This is a genomic window from Brevibacillus sp. JNUCC-41 (assembly GCF_014844095.1).
GTDB classification, from domain to species: domain Bacteria; phylum Bacillota; class Bacilli; order Bacillales; family DSM-1321; genus Peribacillus; species Peribacillus aracenensis.
Window position 1 is genome coordinate 1,128,063 of sequence record NZ_CP062163.1, and the last position, 15,631, is coordinate 1,143,693.

Annotated in this window: 18 protein-coding genes and 2 pseudogenes; 4 read left to right on the plus strand and 16 right to left on the minus strand. The window is 39.9% G+C overall.

Going from position 1 to position 15,631, the window contains the following annotated elements:
• Positions 1-237: 237 nt before the first annotated feature.
• Positions 238-1,515, minus strand: a complete 1,278-nt coding sequence (locus tag JNUCC41_RS05560; RefSeq protein ID WP_192206747.1) for a family 8 glycosyl hydrolase — start codon at positions 1,513-1,515, stop codon at positions 238-240.
• Between the two features lie 235 nt (positions 1,516-1,750).
• Here JNUCC41_RS05560 and JNUCC41_RS05565 point away from each other — a divergent pair, with 235 nt between their 5' ends.
• Positions 1,751-1,951 (plus strand): nucleic acid-binding protein, encoded by a 201-nt coding sequence (locus tag JNUCC41_RS05565; protein WP_192206748.1) that lies wholly within the window; start codon positions 1,751-1,753, stop codon positions 1,949-1,951.
• A gap of 251 nt (positions 1,952-2,202) precedes the next feature.
• Here the strand turns inward: JNUCC41_RS05565 and JNUCC41_RS05570 are convergent, their stop codons facing one another.
• From JNUCC41_RS05570 to JNUCC41_RS05580, 3 genes are all read right to left on the minus strand, one after another.
• Positions 2,203-2,889: a VOC family protein gene (locus tag JNUCC41_RS05570; protein WP_192206749.1), complete on the minus strand. Its 687-nt coding sequence runs from the start codon at positions 2,887-2,889 to the stop codon at positions 2,203-2,205.
• A 195-nt stretch (positions 2,890-3,084) separates the two neighbouring features.
• On the minus strand, positions 3,085-3,732 hold the full coding sequence (locus JNUCC41_RS05575; protein WP_192206750.1) for a pentapeptide repeat-containing protein: 648 nt from the start codon (positions 3,730-3,732) through the stop codon (positions 3,085-3,087).
• A 494-nt stretch (positions 3,733-4,226) separates the two neighbouring features.
• Entirely contained in the window at positions 4,227-4,706 is a 480-nt protein-coding gene (locus JNUCC41_RS05580) for a DUF4306 domain-containing protein (RefSeq protein ID WP_192206751.1), read from the minus strand.
• Between the two features lie 129 nt (positions 4,707-4,835).
• On the opposite strand from JNUCC41_RS05580, the gene JNUCC41_RS05585 reads away from it, so the two are divergent.
• Entirely contained in the window at positions 4,836-5,507 is a 672-nt protein-coding gene (locus tag JNUCC41_RS05585) for a DUF6944 family repetitive protein (protein ID WP_192206752.1), read from the plus strand.
• Positions 5,508-5,611: 104 nt separating this feature from the next.
• On the opposite strand, the pseudogene JNUCC41_RS05590 reads toward JNUCC41_RS05585, so the two are convergent.
• Together JNUCC41_RS05590 and JNUCC41_RS05595 are read right to left on the minus strand one after the other, a co-directional pair.
• A pseudogene (locus JNUCC41_RS05590) lies at positions 5,612-5,914 on the minus strand (VOC family protein).
• Between the two features lie 168 nt (positions 5,915-6,082).
• Positions 6,083-6,484 carry a hypothetical protein gene (locus JNUCC41_RS05595; RefSeq protein WP_192206753.1) on the minus strand — a complete coding sequence of 134 codons (402 nt, stop codon included), beginning with the start codon at positions 6,482-6,484 and terminating at the stop codon, positions 6,083-6,085.
• Positions 6,485-6,684: 200 nt separating this feature from the next.
• Here JNUCC41_RS05595 and JNUCC41_RS05600 point away from each other — a divergent pair, with 200 nt between their 5' ends.
• Both JNUCC41_RS05600 and JNUCC41_RS05605 read left to right on the plus strand, forming a co-directional pair.
• Positions 6,685-7,071 (plus strand): MarR family winged helix-turn-helix transcriptional regulator, encoded by a 387-nt coding sequence (locus JNUCC41_RS05600; RefSeq protein ID WP_228467633.1) that lies wholly within the window; start codon positions 6,685-6,687, stop codon positions 7,069-7,071.
• A 12-nt stretch (positions 7,072-7,083) separates the two neighbouring features.
• On the plus strand, positions 7,084-8,283 hold the full coding sequence (locus JNUCC41_RS05605) for an MFS transporter (RefSeq protein ID WP_192206754.1): 1,200 nt from the start codon (positions 7,084-7,086) through the stop codon (positions 8,281-8,283).
• Between the two features lie 76 nt (positions 8,284-8,359).
• On the opposite strand, the gene JNUCC41_RS05610 is transcribed toward JNUCC41_RS05605, so the two are convergent.
• From JNUCC41_RS05610 to JNUCC41_RS05660, 10 genes and pseudogenes are all read right to left on the minus strand, one after another.
• Positions 8,360-9,559 carry a hypothetical protein gene (locus tag JNUCC41_RS05610; RefSeq protein WP_192206755.1) on the minus strand — a complete coding sequence of 400 codons (1,200 nt, stop codon included), beginning with the start codon at positions 9,557-9,559 and terminating at the stop codon, positions 8,360-8,362.
• Positions 9,560-9,587: 28 nt separating this feature from the next.
• On the minus strand, positions 9,588-10,415 hold the full coding sequence (locus JNUCC41_RS05615; protein ID WP_192206756.1) for a hypothetical protein: 828 nt from the start codon (positions 10,413-10,415) through the stop codon (positions 9,588-9,590).
• A complete protein-coding gene (locus tag JNUCC41_RS05620) occupies positions 10,412-11,098 on the minus strand; it encodes an ABC transporter ATP-binding protein (protein WP_192206757.1) in 687 nt (228 codons plus the stop codon). Before JNUCC41_RS05620 ends, JNUCC41_RS05615 begins: the two co-directional genes overlap by 4 nt.
• Positions 11,095-11,475 (minus strand): GntR family transcriptional regulator, encoded by a 381-nt coding sequence (locus JNUCC41_RS05625; RefSeq protein WP_192206758.1) that lies wholly within the window; start codon positions 11,473-11,475, stop codon positions 11,095-11,097. Before JNUCC41_RS05625 ends, JNUCC41_RS05620 begins: the two co-directional genes overlap by 4 nt.
• A 191-nt stretch (positions 11,476-11,666) precedes the next feature.
• The gene (locus JNUCC41_RS05630) at positions 11,667-12,422 is read right to left on the minus strand and encodes an AAA family ATPase (protein ID WP_192206759.1); all 756 of its coding nucleotides are present in this window, start codon (positions 12,420-12,422) and stop codon (positions 11,667-11,669) included.
• A 113-nt stretch (positions 12,423-12,535) separates the two neighbouring features.
• Positions 12,536-13,120: a YdbC family protein gene (locus JNUCC41_RS05635; protein WP_192206760.1), complete on the minus strand. Its 585-nt coding sequence runs from the start codon at positions 13,118-13,120 to the stop codon at positions 12,536-12,538.
• Positions 13,101-13,649 carry a GrpB family protein gene (locus tag JNUCC41_RS05640; protein ID WP_192206761.1) on the minus strand — a complete coding sequence of 183 codons (549 nt, stop codon included), beginning with the start codon at positions 13,647-13,649 and terminating at the stop codon, positions 13,101-13,103. Before JNUCC41_RS05640 ends, JNUCC41_RS05635 begins: the two co-directional genes overlap by 20 nt.
• Positions 13,621-14,201, minus strand: a pseudogene (locus JNUCC41_RS26670) (GrpB family protein). The gene JNUCC41_RS05640 and the pseudogene JNUCC41_RS26670 overlap by 29 nt, the downstream one beginning before the upstream one ends.
• Positions 14,202-14,237: 36 nt before the next feature.
• Complete coding sequence (locus JNUCC41_RS05655; protein WP_192206764.1) at positions 14,238-14,738, minus strand: hypothetical protein; 501 nt, start codon at positions 14,736-14,738, stop codon at positions 14,238-14,240.
• Complete coding sequence (locus JNUCC41_RS05660) at positions 14,735-15,106, minus strand: hypothetical protein (protein WP_192206765.1); 372 nt, start codon at positions 15,104-15,106, stop codon at positions 14,735-14,737. The genes JNUCC41_RS05655 and JNUCC41_RS05660 overlap by 4 nt, the downstream gene beginning before the upstream one ends.
• Positions 15,107-15,631 lie beyond the last annotated feature (525 nt).

Genomic DNA, 15,631 nt, shown 5'->3' on the forward strand with positions numbered 1-15,631 from the left:
TAGTGCAAACTGATGTGAGCATGATAAAAGGCAGCCGTATTTGCTGCCTTTTTTTGTATACAAAGTTAAAGATATTTAATTTTGTGTATGACCTCGGATAGCAACATCCAAAATAATCCAAAAGTCTGATTTTATGAAAATTTTCCCTTCCGGATTTCCTTCGAACATCAAGAAAGGTGTGACTTTCATCCTTCTCTTCAAACTCCTGCTCTTCTTTAATTGAGTTTCTTCATTGAATCATGGCGCCCACCAGTTACCTGAAGCCACGATCATTGTCTGTAGTTTTATCGTATTGGCAAAATAGTCATCATCTTCTTGTTTCTGTATCGTCCTATCCCATAATTGGTTGATCCATTTCTGGTTGGAGGAATCAACCATGGCACTCACCATGAATGGAGCAACGAAGGTTGTACTATTCCCTTCTTCCACGGCTTTTCCGCTCAGCGTATAGCCGGATTGGATATTATCAGGATTGCCATCGGTTTCCGCTTTAATCCAATCATTCATCTTCTTTAATTGCGGCAGGGCTCTTTCATCACCAGTCAGTAAGTAATCGATTGTATAGCGCCAAGGTGTCCTGCTGCTGTTCCAGCTGTAATTGCCGTCATTCTCCCCTTCTAAAAAATTGGCTTGAGCCGGCTGATATTCTTCCCTGGATTGTACAATGAAGTCCGGCATGAGGCCAGTATTGCCGCTTTTCTCCTCATAAATCGAATGAATGACCGCATAAGCCTTATCCGTTACATCTTTCCATTCATCAGTCCCTGCTGCCGCCTCGAATGACTTAAAATGATTGAGAAGAAGGTCGGATGAACGAGTCGATCGTCCGTATACCTCATCTTTATCTTCCGCCCAGTCCCCTAGTTTAACCAGGGACTGCGACCGATTTATCTCATTCGACATGATCGCAGCCAAGATCTCCTTTGCACTGGCTAGATAGTCGATTTCCCCTTCACTTCCCCACTGGCGATCGGCCAATAACAACGAATAGGCGATATCCATATCGCCATCAGTTGCTGAATCGGCGTCCCCTGGCGTATTGATGATCTTTCCCGATTTATCCTTTACTTGCTGCCATGCCATTAAGGAAGGGTCATTATCACTTCCATGGGCTTTATAAAAACGATAAAGACCATCGAAGTATTGTTTGTCCTGGCTGCCTGCCATGATTGCCGTTATCATCATCCCATAACCGTGTGCTTCAGAGACGGTCACTGCATTCTTGGGCTCTGCATATCCTTTATCATTGTAAAAAATATAATATTGATCACTTTCAGCAGCTGGCTGCTTAAGATATTCATTTTTCCAGGCTTTATAAAAATTCGCTACGGCAGAATCCAAGTCCTCCTGTGAAACATTGTCAGGCTTTATCGTACCCGCTTGATAGACTGTATGCTGAGGAAATGCTCTTTTACCTACAAGCTCTTTCTCTTTGGTTTGAGGTACCCATGCTATCGAGGCAATGACCCCTAAAACGATCACGCCACAAGCTATCAATAAACTTCTTTTTTTCATGGCTGGCTCCTTGGGTTATACTGCAGTATTCACTGCTATTATATGTTCGGCTAGGAACATTTCATCGTATTGTTCCATTCTTTTAGACTGCTAAACTTGCTGTATCTATTCTTCCTGCTAGGAGCAGGACTTTCCTTATGTAATGGCCATATATCATAAGTTATTTTGAATGATTATGTTATGATAAAGTTCGGATTCTGAGTGTTTCTATTCATTTTAAAAAAGGAGTGTATTAATGAAAAGAATCTGCAATCAGTGCCAAACTGAAATGATAAATGATTGCAAAGTGAATGTTCAAGGCGGAATGAATGGGATAAAGATTAGTCAAAAGAAAGGGATTTCCAGTAGTGTTTCTGCAAACCCTAAAGCATCTGTATGCCCAAATTGTGGTTATGTAGCTTTCTATATTGATGAGTTTAGAGAATTTAATAAGTAAAAATATACATATATACAGCTAACTGACGTTTGCGAGAATAGTAAGTTAGCAAGTATATATTTAATGTTTTGTCCTTATCGCTTAAGACGAAATATCAGCTATTTCTTAATCATAGCCTTTTTAAAATTTATTTTTCTCCTGATTTTTAATACGGATATTAATCGTAACAAGTTTTTACTTGAACCAGTAATAAGATTAAATGGTGGTTTGGAGATACAACAATGGGCCGAATGAAGTGTTTGACCAAAATATCATTCCACTTTTTTCAATTCCATAACTCCTTTGCCATCTATTGAAATATCCAGTTGCTGATTTATGACTATTGAAAGCGGAAAGGTTTCCGACTCTTTATTCGAAAAAATCCACCGCCGTTTCCTTGGACCTAAAAGTAAAAACGAACCTGCTTCATGTTCCCCCATGAAATTCAATCCATCTTCACTTATTGCTTCACCATTCCTTACAGGTACACCATTACTGATCAACTGGTTTCCGAAAGCCCTTACTTCATCTGTCGTAATGTTTATTTCACTGATGCACAGGACGTTTTGAGCTGAAAAATACCTAGCCTCGGATTTGGGTGATACGGAATATCTCGATATGAACTCGACAATGTTGCCTGAAGGGTCTGTAAAATAAAAAGCATGTGCATCAGAATAGCTGAAATACACTTCGTCATAATCATCTTCTCTAGTCAATTCCACTTTTGATTTCGCCCATGCTTTTGCCGATGTGAATAAATTGGTTGGAATGTTCATGGCAAAATGATAAAAAGGCTTTTCATTGTGATGATATTTTTTGATTTCAAGCACACTTTCCCCTGCCTTCATTTCAAAAACATCATCAGTTTGCGATAGTAACTCAAATCCTAACACATCCATATAAAAATTCCGCATTTCATCCCATGCATGACTATACAAAGTGACCTTATTGATAATCAACGTTCAATCCCCCTTCCCACCTAACAAATATTGTAAAGCAATCCTGTATTTGTGCAAACATTCCGTACTTTTAAAAATCATGTATTCATATGCACGCTGCCCATATTTACTATGCCAATTCAAAAAGGACCACCAAATTCGATCGATGGTCACTCGTGTCAGCAACATTGAGTCATTTTTTCATTTTAAAAGGTTTCACTCTTTAATTTTCAGGCCCAGCATGGCTGCAAATACGATCGCTTGGTCCGGGGAAACTTCGCATCCCTTTAAATCTTCCATGGAAACGGTAAGCCTTTGAAATGCAGAACTGCTAATATCAATTCCTTTGAGCGGTGTCCGGGAAAAGTTCACTTCATTTAATCTACATGTTTCGAACTTCACTTTGATGAATTTACACTCATAAAAATCAGCACTTTCCAATGAGCAATGATCGAACTTCACTTGCTTTAAACTGGAATAACCAAAAGCACTTAAATTCAAGTTGCAATTCTCAAAGTAGACATTCCCTAAACTCGCGTCAGACAGGTTAATGCCTAATAGTTTGGATTCTTTGAATTCCACCCGATGAATCGAGCCGCCCATGAAATCGGCATTCGTCAAATCGCAATGATCGAAAATGACATCCGTCAGCTCGATATTCCTGAATGATACATCGCTGAATGTCACATTTTTAAAAACGACCTGGGATAATACGATTTTGTCCATCTTTTCTCTATCGATCGTACAATTGGTTATCAAACATGAATCCAGATAGGGCTCATCTTGATAATATATTTCCTGAAAGTTCGCTTGAGTTAAGTCTTGAGGGATCTTTGGCTGTTCAATTTTGATTTTGCCTGACATCTTATCACCTTTTCACTTTATTTCTTCAATCACTGGAAAACCTTTTCTAACTGCCTCACACTTCTTTACCGGAAACGGTATGATTTATTTTTTAAAGGTCTGAACCGATATGGGTCCACCGCTGGTAATATACTAACCGTAAGCTATATTTCGGTGAAGTTCAATCTAAGAATTTCGCAAAAATGACTATTATTTTTCGTTATTTTATGTCATCTTCCATCAATATTTTGCAAAAAAAAAAGCTGTTTTCGCATACTTTATTGCTATTTACCAAGTAGTGCGGTGTGGTTGATTTCCCCTCCAGATGCTCGCTTTCCACGGGACGGGCGGTGAGCCTCCTCGGCGTAAACGCCTGTGGGGTCTCACCTATCCCGCTGCTCCCGCAGGAGTCTCGCACTTCCGCTCCAATCAACCTTAAATAGTTTCGTTTTAAAAAAACAATCTTTACGAAAAGAGCCAAAAAAAAAAGCTGCCACATCGGCAGCTTTTTAACTTTAAACTTCAGTATGTAATCCTGTTGGCATCAGGAAATAATATAACGCTGCACCTATTACGGCCATCATACCGCTTATCAGAAAGAAAGCTTGAAAGATATTCCCTCCCACAGTCGGGGAATTGGATACAATACCATTTGAAAGCAGAAAAAGGACACCCAATCCCAACAGGAAAAGAGCCATTTTTTTAATACTTCTTTTAAATAGGATATATCCCGTAAGTATGATTAAGTACGATGCGGCAAGGACCATAAGAAATGGAAATAGCGGTTTGAATTTAGCGGCATACACGAAATGATCTAAATTCGAAATATCCTTTGCCTCCATCGCCTGAACATCATTTTCTTGTGTGAAATGCGTGGAATACTTCCATTCCCAAGGCTTATCCATAATTTCGCTGCCTTCATACCAGGTACAGAACGTAAAAACCATGAAGAAAAATGCAGTGATAATCATTTGCAACAAATTGTTAAAAGTCAATATCATCTCCTCCAGCTGCCATTATACCAATAAATGGTTTGTATTTAAATATGCCGGTAAAGCAATATGTAAACAAACACTTTTTCCTGAATAATATAATCTACCCTCTTTTAAGGAGTGTTTGGGAATATGACTATACGTGGAGAAGATCTTCTTCTTTCGGGAGCATGGATACTATTTATTGGTTCACTTATTGATACAACCGGGCAGACCCAGCAAACTTTCACCCACAGCGATCAGGGGAAAGATTTAATCGTAAAAGGAAATGCGATTGAAGCATTCGGAAATTCGTTGCAAGCCATCGGGAGAACTAAGCTGTTAAAACCAGAGAGGGAGCTAGCTCAAATATATACCATCTTCGGTGCTTGGCTTGAGGCTGCTGGTAATAGTACAAATGCAGTTGGAGTAAGTATTGAACTGAATGGTGCTGAGGAAGAGGGAACAAAAATAGATGCCCTTGGCAGCGGCGTCCAAGGGCTTGGTGCAGCTTTTGAAGCAGTAGGTGCATTTCTTGAAGAGGATTCATCCTATAGGGAACTTGCGATTATAGGAAATAGCTTCATTTCCTTAGGCTCTTTTTTAGCAGCGATCGGTAATATTTACGTTTTAAACGAAAAAAGTGTAATTGGAGAACAGATTCTATTGATCGGTAGCTGGATTCAAGTTATTGGTGCATTTATATTACTTCATGCCATTACCCTTGAGGTTGAACACATTAAACACGAGGAACACGAGAAAAATCCGAAACATGGAAACGGCAATTCTTATCCCTATTCTTATAATAATTATTCCTACACCTGATAAAGGCGCTAGCTAATGCTAAAGATGGATGTCGTTAGTTCTTATTTATCATATAGTGCAGTTGCTATGCCATTTTCCTTCATCTTACCAATTAACGAAAATACTTAAGGTGCCGCCAATTCAACTTTCATCCTATCTGGGCCTTCAGAGTAAACAGCATAATGTTCCTTCCCACCGGCGAATGGGTACTTGTCAGCATAGAGGATGGTAATTCCTCTGTCCCTTAATTTTCTGGTGATCTCATCAACCTGATGACGGGAGGTGGCGTGAAAGGCTAAATGGTTAAAACCCACTCGTCCCCGATGATAGGAATGTCAAGATACCTTGTTTCCGATTGTACAAAACCAATGTACATATCATCCAATCTCCAACTCTTCCCGCTTTCCTTGGAATGGCTCATAATTCATTTCCTCCAAAAACCAGCCCCAAAAATCAACGGTCCAATTTAAATTTGAAACATTCAGCTCATGAAAATCCCTGCAGAACAAAAAAGGGCTGTTGCATTACAACCCTTTTCCCCCGACCCCTTTATCAATACCAATAAAGGTCTCTATACAACACTTACGCAGGTCCACTTATTTTAAGATTTCGTCATAAAGCTCTCCGCCGCCATTTATTTTGATAATTTTCAGGCGGTTGGTATTTTTGACGAAAACAGTTTTATATTGTTTTTCACCGTTCAGCTCAATAAGGAAAACTCGTTTATCATCGTTATCCGTTTCCTTATTGAAGGTATAGTCTCCGTTGCCGATTTGCTCGATGATTTTGTCATATTCAGGCAAAGAAGACCACTTCTCATGTTTAGGATTTGCTTGAGTTTCCGTTTGCGAGGGTTGCTTTTGTTGTTCATTTTCAGTATTGGTTTGATTTTCTTCTGTTGTTTGTACAGATTTCCCCTTGTTTTCATCCGCTTTGTCATTATTGCAAGCAGTTAGCATGGTTGCTGCGGCAAGCAACGCGATCATAGGTTTATACATGTTTACATCATCTCCTATTCCTATATTCCCATTCAATTTAACTAAAAACCAAATTTAACTAATCGCTTCAAATCCGAGTGGACAGAAAGGATTTATTTTGTTATTATAGTTACCCAGGGTAACAATTACTAAAGGTAACTATATATTATATATAAGGGGTGTTTCTGATAGAGACTTACCAAAAGTTCTTTCAGCAATTTTTGCTGTTGTACCGTCCGTTTGAAAATAATCTTAATATCCAGCTGAACAAGCATGACTTACACAGGGCCCAATGGTCCATTTTACATTTCTTATTCAATTATGGTTCGGCAACGCTAGTAGAGCTTGCCAATTATCAAAGTGTGGAAAAACCCACGATTACGAGGACCATTACCCGTTTGGAAGAGCTGGGATATGTCGAGCATGTACCCAGCAAAGATAAACGCGAGAAAAGAATGCGGCTTACGGAGCTTGGCTCAAAGATCTACAGTGAAGTCCGCGTGACAATCGATCAATACGAACAGGACATCTTGAAGGGGATTACTGAAGAGGAACAACTCGCAGCCATACGCATCATGGGCGAAATAAGAAATAACATTATAAAGTAAGGAGATAATAACATGGATCAATCAAGACCTAGACTGTGGACGAAGGACTTTGTCATCGTTTCGTCCATCAATTTTTTCATAACATTAATCTTTTATTTACTGATGGTCACACTTGCCATCTATGCTGTTAATGAATTGGATGCTTCTACAAGCCAAGCCGGACTCATATCGGGTATTTTTATTATCGGGACGTTAATCGGACGTTTGTTCATTGGCCGTTTCATTGATTCAATCGGCCGTAAGAAAACATTATTCATCGGTTTGATCTTTTTCACTTTGACAACCCTTCTATATTTTGTGGACCTAGGAATTGGCTTCCTGCTTGTTAACCGCCTGATCCATGGGATGGCGATGGGAATGGCCAGTACTGCGACGGGAACGATCGTCGCGCAGATCATCCCGGCAACTCGAAAGGGAGAAGGCATCGGCTATTACAGCATGAGCGCGACACTTGCGACGGCAATCGGTCCTTTCATCGGTCTGTATATGGCTCAACATACAAGCTTCCAAGTGATTTTCAGTTTCTGCCTGGCTTTAGGGGTGATTTCTTTAATTACTGCATTCTTCCTATATGTCCCGGCATTGAAAGTGACGGCAAAAGTTACGGAAAGCAAAGGATTCAAGCTTTCCAATTTCATTGAACCTAAGGCACTGCCCATTTCAATCATTACTCTGTTATTGGCATTCTGTTATTCCAGCGTCCTTTCTTTCATCAGCTTCTATGCCATCGAAATTAATCTGGTCAATACAGCAAGCTTCTTCTTTGTCGTTTACGCAGTAGCTGTATTGTTATCGCGTCCTTTCTCAGGACCGTTAATGGACCGGAAAGGATCGAACTTCATTATGTATCCGGCGTTCATGCTTTTCGGGATCGGCTTGCTGCTTTTAAGTATCACAACCAATAGTTTCACTTTACTTGCAGCTGGTTTCCTTATCGGCCTTGGATTCGGTAATATGCAATCAAGCTCGCAGGCGATTGCCGTTAAACTTACACCACCTCACCGAATGGGGATGGCAACGTCCACCTTCTTTATCATGCTTGATGCAGGACTTGGATTCGGCCCTTATATTCTCGGATTCATCATTCCAGTAACGGGTTATAGCACACTTTATGTCATCCTGGGCGTTGTGGTCATCGCAACCTCCGTCCTTTACTACTTCTTGCACGGCAAGAAGGAACGTGCAGCTAGAGCGAATCTGGCTTCCATTTAAATATTATCAAAAAAAAGGGATATCCCATTGGAGGATACCCCTTTTTCATTTAAAGCTTTTGATAGATGGCAGATCCTTATTTTATTTCCAATTCATCAACATAAAGTCCAAAACTTTTGCTGTTCTTTTTATTTTTGACTGTTTCACCTTTATATAAAGTCTTTCCAGTCTTTAAATCGGCTATCAGAAGTTTGGCAGGCTTGTTTGATGCGCCTTCTTGATTCATTTCGTTTAACAGGAAGTACACACGCCCGTTTTTAAAGGCAGCGGTATATCGTTCTTCCTCATTAGCAGCTATATCCAGCTCCGTATCATTCGTTAACGTTTGACTGCTAAGGTCAAATGTTTTAATGCGATATTTTCCTGATTTCATTTCAACTGTATATAGATTTTTCCCGTCTGCATATCCTGATCTTGCCATGTCCAGGCTAAGCGGTCCTTTTTTAACCGTTTCTAATTTTTCCGTTTCATAATTATATGATATCAGCTTGCTTTCTTTTAGTTTTTCCTCAAAGGGACCCTCCTCATGATTTACTCCTTTAATTAACGAAATTAATACCATGCTGTTCGGCTGGGAAGGAGCAACATCAATTGGCATTTCAAAATCAACTTGATTAGGGTAAGTAAAGGTTTCAGATAAAAGGGTTTTATCACTCAAGACTTTTTTATTAGCTACATCGATCGTATACAGATGAACTTCTTTCGTTTGCTTCTCATTGTTTGAATTCACATCAATCATCGTTAACACCTGTAGTTTTGAATGGACCAACTGCACATCCCTGACATCAACATTCATGATTCTTTCTTGATGGGGAAGTTCAACTTGGAAAGAAGTTTCTCCTTCGTCTTTCTTCTCCAGTAAACCGATATCTAACTCCGCTTCCATTTTGCCGTTATTCGTAAATTCGCTATTCACCCAAGCGTAAGCCAGAAAATCATCGTCTTCATATAAAGAACTAATGGAACCCTTGCCTCGCATAAACGAACGATGTTCTTTTATTAATCTTTCAATTTGATGATCATATCTGTCAGACCATAATGGCCTATCGCTGCCATATGTGGTTCGATTGGATTCAATCGTCAATGGTTCATAAAAATGACCATTTTCAAGTGTTGCTTGTACGATGACCGGATCAAGCTCTTTATCGCTGCCTTCAATCGTCTTGAATGTATACCTTGGAAGGCTGGAAGCGGAGGAAGCTACTTTGACATAATAGGTCCCGATGCTTAAGAGGACAACCAAGCTAATAATGATGCTGCATAAATAACGTTTCACCTTGTTCACTCTCCTTATTTGATTGTTTTTATACGGTAACGCGGTTTTTCAATAACCATGAACCAAGCCAAACTGATAATCCTGTCAAAATGATCCCTATTGCGAGCATCAGGCCAAATAATTCATTAGGATAGAAATAGAAATTCCCGATTTCCATTAAAACTGGGGCTAAAAACAACACAGCAGCGATTCCGCAATATAACAAGCCCATTATGATTCCTTTTATGCGGAAACTTCTTTCAAACATGATCGCCGTGAATAATATCGACATGATCATAAGACCGATGCCATAGGAAATCAGGAATTGCGTGAACGTGCTTGGGATGATCAATGACAAAATCGGAATGAGTTTCGTAATGCCGTAAGTTGACATTTCATTCAAGAGCGCTTGTGGCACATTTGAATTAAATAGCGCATTTTCCATTGGTAACATGATGATCTGGAAAGCAATCAACCCTAATACCATCAGGAAGATGGCCGTAGCTTTTGAAAGGTAGATCGATAATCTGGATGTTGGTAACATCAATAGACGATAGATGAACGTATTCTTTCCAAACCAATCACGATACCAAATAAGGAAAATGTAAAAAATTAGGGCAACCGCACTCAGCGCTATCGGTCCTACAAAAAAGAGAGAATGGGCGATATGGCTAAAATCAATGCCTCCATAATTGGTAATATAAGCGGCTTCAGATAGTCTTTCTTCTTTCATGATATCCCTGGCATCATTAAGAAGGCTCTTCGTTACGATGATCACTCCGGCAAATTGCGAAACCAAGGTGATCAACAATAAGCTAAGATAGATTTTACTGAAACGGTTGATTTCAAAGTTCACTAGTTTTATATATCGCATCATGCTTGATACACCTCTCTCATTACATCGACTACCGATTTTCCTTCCTCTTCCCGCATTTCTTCTGTATTGAACTCTTTAAGCACTGTACCGTTATCTAATAAAATGACCTTATCGATCAAATGTTCAATATCACCGATTTCATGGGTCGTGATGATGACTCCTCTATCTTCAATCAGGTGGCTCGCAAAGACATCGGCAATTTGCTCGCGGCTAAACATATCAATTCCCGAAAATGGTTCGTCCATCAGCACATAATCCACGTCAAGGGACAGTCCCAGCATCAAGTTAAGCTTAGCCGTATTGCCTTTGGACAATTCCGAAATGCGGCTTTCCTCTTTCAGCTTGAAGAATTCTAGCAATTGAAGGGCCCTTTCCTGATTCCATGAATGATAGAAATCCTCCATGAAAACCATTGCCTGTTTTACCGTCATTTGCGGAAGCATCGTCGGTGCGTCCGGAATGAAGGTGATTTTTTCATAACTATCCTTAGTCATCTTTTGATCATCGATCAGGATTTCCCCTTTATATGGCGTCAAGCCCATGATTGCTTTGAGTGTGGTCGTTTTACCGACGCCATTTATCCCGATCAGACAGGTGACTTCGCCTTTATTCGCGGTGAAGGACACACCGTCCAATATTTTTTTACGGCCATAATTTTTGGAAACTCGTTTTACCTCGATCATTTTCCTTCCTCCTCCCTTATTTCTTCCGAATATTTTTCTTTAACGACACGAAGCAACTCATCGACTGGTACATTAATCGGACGAATCGCGTCGACAAACGTATCGACGGCTGCCAAAATCAATTCCTGCCTCACAGCCTGTAAAATTGTTTCATTCGTCGTGATCTGACTGGGAAAATTTCTTTCAGTATGAATCAAGCCCTGTTCCTCCATTTCTTTATACGCTTTTTGAGCGGTATTAGGATTTATGTTCAGTGTAGCCGCCAGTTCTCTTCGGGAGGGAATTTCCTGTCCGGCCACGAATTTGCCTATGGCTATTTGTTCTTTAAAATGCCTAACGACTTGCAGATATACCGGTTCCCGGGTATTTACGTTCATTAAAACCACCCCCTATTTATTTTAAAAAGTCTGATATGCATAATGTCTTGTGTGTATGTACTATGTGGTTCATACACCTTATAGATGTACTATACACGTAATACACTTGAACTGTCAATAATGAATTTCAACAAAATGAAAAGCCCGGATGCGCAGTGCAATTGGGCTTTTTTAAAGGAGAGGCTAAAAACTCATTCGAATAGATGATGCAGCAGCCGATCTTTATCTTCAAAAAACTGTTTCATCAGCAAATAGTGATTGGACTCCTCTAAAGTCACTTCACTCATACCCTCATCTGAAATTTGGAGGATTTTAGCATCCGGGTAGGCCATGATGATCGGGGAATGGGTGGAAATGATGAATTGGGATCCTTGTTGAACAAGCTCATTTATCCTGGCGAGCATCGATATTTGTCTCAATGGCGACAAAGCAGCTTCAGGTTCATCGAGGATATACAATCCATTGCCTTGAAATCGTTCTACAAAAGCTGAAAAAAACGATTCCCCATGAGATTGCTGGTGAAGTGACTTTCCACCGAAGGAATCGATGATCTTCCGTCCCGACGATGCCTCCCTGTCCAATTCCTCAATATTGGTAGCTAAATTATAAAAGGTTTCCGCCCTAAAGAAAAAATGATCCTTCGGTTTGTACACGCCTTTTTTCAAACGGAGGTATTCGTCCAAATTGGAATGTGAATCATAATTGGAAAAATTGAAATTCAACGTTCCGCCTTCCGGATTGAAGCCATACGCAATCGCAATGCCTTCAAGCAAGGTGGACTTCCCCATTCCATTTTCCCCGATAACATAGGTAACACTGGGATGAAAAGCCACTTCTTGAAGGTGCTTGATAACCGGCAGGTCAAGGGGGAAATGGTCATACGAATATATTCGGTCTCTATTCAGGTAGATGCCCCTGATGTACTGTGAATCATAATCTAGTTTCATTTGTAATCACCTTCTGTAGAATATTTGGGAGCGTTGAAATGTCCTTCTTACATTCCACTGCAAACCAAGACGCCATTGATCATCCAAAATTGATGGACTGATAATGTTTGATTCTAAATGACCGCCCACTTTGGATGCAATTCAATCACTCCCGCTTCTCTTATCAGGGCAGCCAATTCCTTATCCACATAACGTTGATGTAAATATTCATTGTCCCATAATGAGGCGGCCAGGCACCTCCCGGATTGTCCTTTTCCGATTGCACCAGACAGCATGCCCGGTGTCATCCCTTTGTTCCATATGTCCTTTTGCACCTGCTCAAATCCGGCTGTTTTATCATTTTCAACAGAACAGTCAGCCACCCGAAGTAATTTCCCCTTGCAAAAAAACGCTGTCATGTCTGTTGTTCCTATATTGAATATTTTCTCGTAGATATCGACAGAAATATTTGTATATGTACTTCCTTGGCCACTCTTTCCTAATATTTCATCATGCTGATGCTGCATGAAACTTTGATAGGATTGGAGATCTTTCCAAATGGAGAGAATGCCTGCTTCAAAGGGTTCGTTTCTATTCCACCCTCCGATTTGTCCCATGAAGCCAGCGCAATGGCGCAATTCCCCCCATCCCTCTTGTGCTTTTGAGAATGAACGCTTGTTTTCCTCATTCACTTGGCATTTAATCCACTTCATTAACATGATGATCCCCCTCATTCAAGGACGCCGCCCAATGTTTCGCTCTTTCATCACTCTTTTTTATGAAATCATCTTTCCCGTTTACGTATCCTTTTATATCATCTGGAAATTCCGCTGCCAAGCGCTGCTTTAGCCTGCTATACCTTTGTGCTTCCCCAGGGTGTGCCATCAAATAATCCCTAAAAGCGAGGTGTCTGGCTATTTCGTAATGTCCTTTTTGAAACAAGTGGATATGGTGCGTCCTCTCATCCCCGCCTTTACAAAAAAACCGCCGTCCAGCGATTCCGTTCTCCCCCCTGGCATCATACCCTATCTCATGCATCTCTTTATTGAAATCAGCGACACATTCCACATCTTTTACCACTGCCAAAATATCTATTACTGGCTTGGCATGGATGGCCGGAATGGCCGTACTGCCAATATGGTATAACTTTATCAACTCAGGCCCGAAAATACCCTGTAATTTTTCGCATTCATCATGAAATAGCTTGGACCATTCTTTCCTATATGGTACGACCTCTACCTTTCTCATGAAAGCCTCCTTTTAGACGTTCCTGGCAGTTATAATTTATGTCGTTTTCTTCATTTGCTGATTCTATGACACTTAATATAAATGGCTCTTTTGCTTTCGTGTACCCCACTATATCAGCAGGATGCTTTTGAGCTAAGGATAATTTTAATTCCTGATATTGTCTTCGTATGTCAGGATGGCTTCTTAGATAGTCCCTGAATGAAAGTTGATTCTTCCACTGTTCACTTCCGTATTCAAGATATGCAAATGGTGTGTTCCCGCTCTCCATTGACCTTTTCTAAAAAAACGCCTTTCGGGAAACTCCTTATGCAGGACAAATTCATACCCAATCGATTTCAAGGGTTCAATGAACATGTCAGCTTCAGCTAAATGATGGACGCCAACCATGATGTCCAAAATCGGTTTTGCTCCCAATCCTTTGACGGACGTACTTCCAATATGCTCAACACAAAGAGAATCGTTCTTTACTACCTCCATTATCCTCGCTTTTTCCTGTTGAAATTCACTAACCCAATCAGGATTATACTCCTCGATCTTCACTGTTTTTTCCATATAAACACTCAACTTTTCATGAAATGGTATTGTCAGTCATTTTTCATCACGTGACCATTTGACGATAGGATCTTGCGTGCTCGGCTCATAGTAAGTTCCGACATACACTTTTTCTTTTCCCGTTATTTTATTCGTCCGGATGACTGTATATCTTCCTTTATCATAATTTTTGGTAAGATAATATTTCCGGTATGAAAACCCTTTTTCCGGACCGGTTAACTTTTCTTTAGTGTTATACCCTTGGGGCTTATTCAAGCTCTCTTTCACTACACTTTTAATATTCAGCGGCGTGCCCTCAAGCTTAACATCACTTCGGAAATTGCCGTTCCTGTTCTCGGTTTTCCCTGACGGCACGGATGCGATTTCGATCGTATCTTGGATTTGTTCCGAGAATGTTTTTGTGACACTGTATGAATAAAGGATATTCATGGAACTTATATTATCTTTCATTTTGCCAGCAAATTCAGGCAGGGCAAAATTCAACAAAAAGGTGATCGATATACATACGATTAATAAGGTAAGCGAAATTTTCTTCATATTTCCTCTTTCTCAACTATGTATTCTTGTAATTGAACTTGTTCATTTTCCCTTGGAATAATCCCAAATTTAGCGATTAATAGAATGGCAAGAAAACTGAAACAGCAAAAACTAGTATTATCACTTGTAATAAATGAAGCCGGTATAATACGGGATGCCAATAATGAATTCAAAATATAAGAAAAAAGAAAACCTGAATAAGATAGGCAAACCAGATAGTTTCCAATCAGTAGCCGCTTGTAATGTGCATACTGCGATTTTTTTCCCTTCCTGATACTAACTATTTGCCGTATTTGTATTATGAGACCGTATGTGAACGCAATGATCAACATTACAATAATAAGAAAACTAATTATTGCTTCAATCACTTTTTTATCCCCCCTTTAAATAGGCCTAACACTAATAGATATAAGCTTTAGGACGGTTAATTACTATCCGTGGCGAAAGTGAACAACTTTTTGAAGTTCATAATCCAGTTGGTTTCCTTATTTCCATGAATGAAAGCATCCTTTCTAAGGGCTAGTACATGTTAGTTAAGTAGTTCTATTGCCATTTGAATATTTGTTCTATTAAAAAGGCTGTTTTCGCATACTTTGTTGCTATTTACCAAGTAATGTGGTGTGGTTGATTTCCCCTCCAGATGCTCGCTTTCCGCGGGGCGGGCGGTGAGCCTCCTCGGCGTAAGCGCCTGTGGGGTCTCACCTGTCCCGCTGCTTCCGCAGGAGTCTCGCACTTCCGCTCCAATCAACCTTAAATCGTTTCGTTTTAAAAACAACAATCTTAACGAAAAGAGCCATTAAAAAATATTACTAATACATTTTCTATACTATTTATAAGTATTCTATTGCTTCTATATTCCTTCCCTTAATCAAATTTAAATAAAAGAATCTTAA

Excerpts from the sequence above, each read along its gene's own strand:
- JNUCC41_RS05560 (WP_192206747.1), bottom strand. The coding sequence starts at position 1,515 with ATGAAAAAAAGAAGTTTATTGATAGCTTGTGGCGTGATCGTTTTAGGG.
- JNUCC41_RS05565 (WP_192206748.1), top strand. The coding sequence starts at position 1,751 with ATGAAAAGAATCTGCAATCAGTGCCAAACTGAAATGATAAATGATTGC.
- JNUCC41_RS05575 (WP_192206750.1), bottom strand. The coding sequence starts at position 3,732 with ATGTCAGGCAAAATCAAAATTGAACAGCCAAAGATCCCTCAAGACTTA.
- JNUCC41_RS05585 (WP_192206752.1), top strand. The coding sequence starts at position 4,836 with ATGACTATACGTGGAGAAGATCTTCTTCTTTCGGGAGCATGGATACTA.
- JNUCC41_RS05595 (WP_192206753.1), bottom strand. The coding sequence starts at position 6,484 with ATGTATAAACCTATGATCGCGTTGCTTGCCGCAGCAACCATGCTAACT.
- JNUCC41_RS05605 (WP_192206754.1), top strand. The coding sequence starts at position 7,084 with ATGGATCAATCAAGACCTAGACTGTGGACGAAGGACTTTGTCATCGTT.
- JNUCC41_RS05615 (WP_192206756.1), bottom strand. The coding sequence starts at position 10,415 with ATGATGCGATATATAAAACTAGTGAACTTTGAAATCAACCGTTTCAGT.
- JNUCC41_RS05620 (WP_192206757.1), bottom strand. The coding sequence starts at position 11,098 with ATGATCGAGGTAAAACGAGTTTCCAAAAATTATGGCCGTAAAAAAATA.
- JNUCC41_RS05625 (WP_192206758.1), bottom strand. The coding sequence starts at position 11,475 with ATGAACGTAAATACCCGGGAACCGGTATATCTGCAAGTCGTTAGGCAT.
- JNUCC41_RS05630 (WP_192206759.1), bottom strand. The coding sequence starts at position 12,422 with ATGAAACTAGATTATGATTCACAGTACATCAGGGGCATCTACCTGAAT.
- JNUCC41_RS05635 (WP_192206760.1), bottom strand. The coding sequence starts at position 13,120 with ATGTTAATGAAGTGGATTAAATGCCAAGTGAATGAGGAAAACAAGCGT.
- JNUCC41_RS05640 (WP_192206761.1), bottom strand. The coding sequence starts at position 13,649 with ATGAGAAAGGTAGAGGTCGTACCATATAGGAAAGAATGGTCCAAGCTA.
- JNUCC41_RS05655 (WP_192206764.1), bottom strand. The coding sequence starts at position 14,738 with ATGAAGAAAATTTCGCTTACCTTATTAATCGTATGTATATCGATCACC.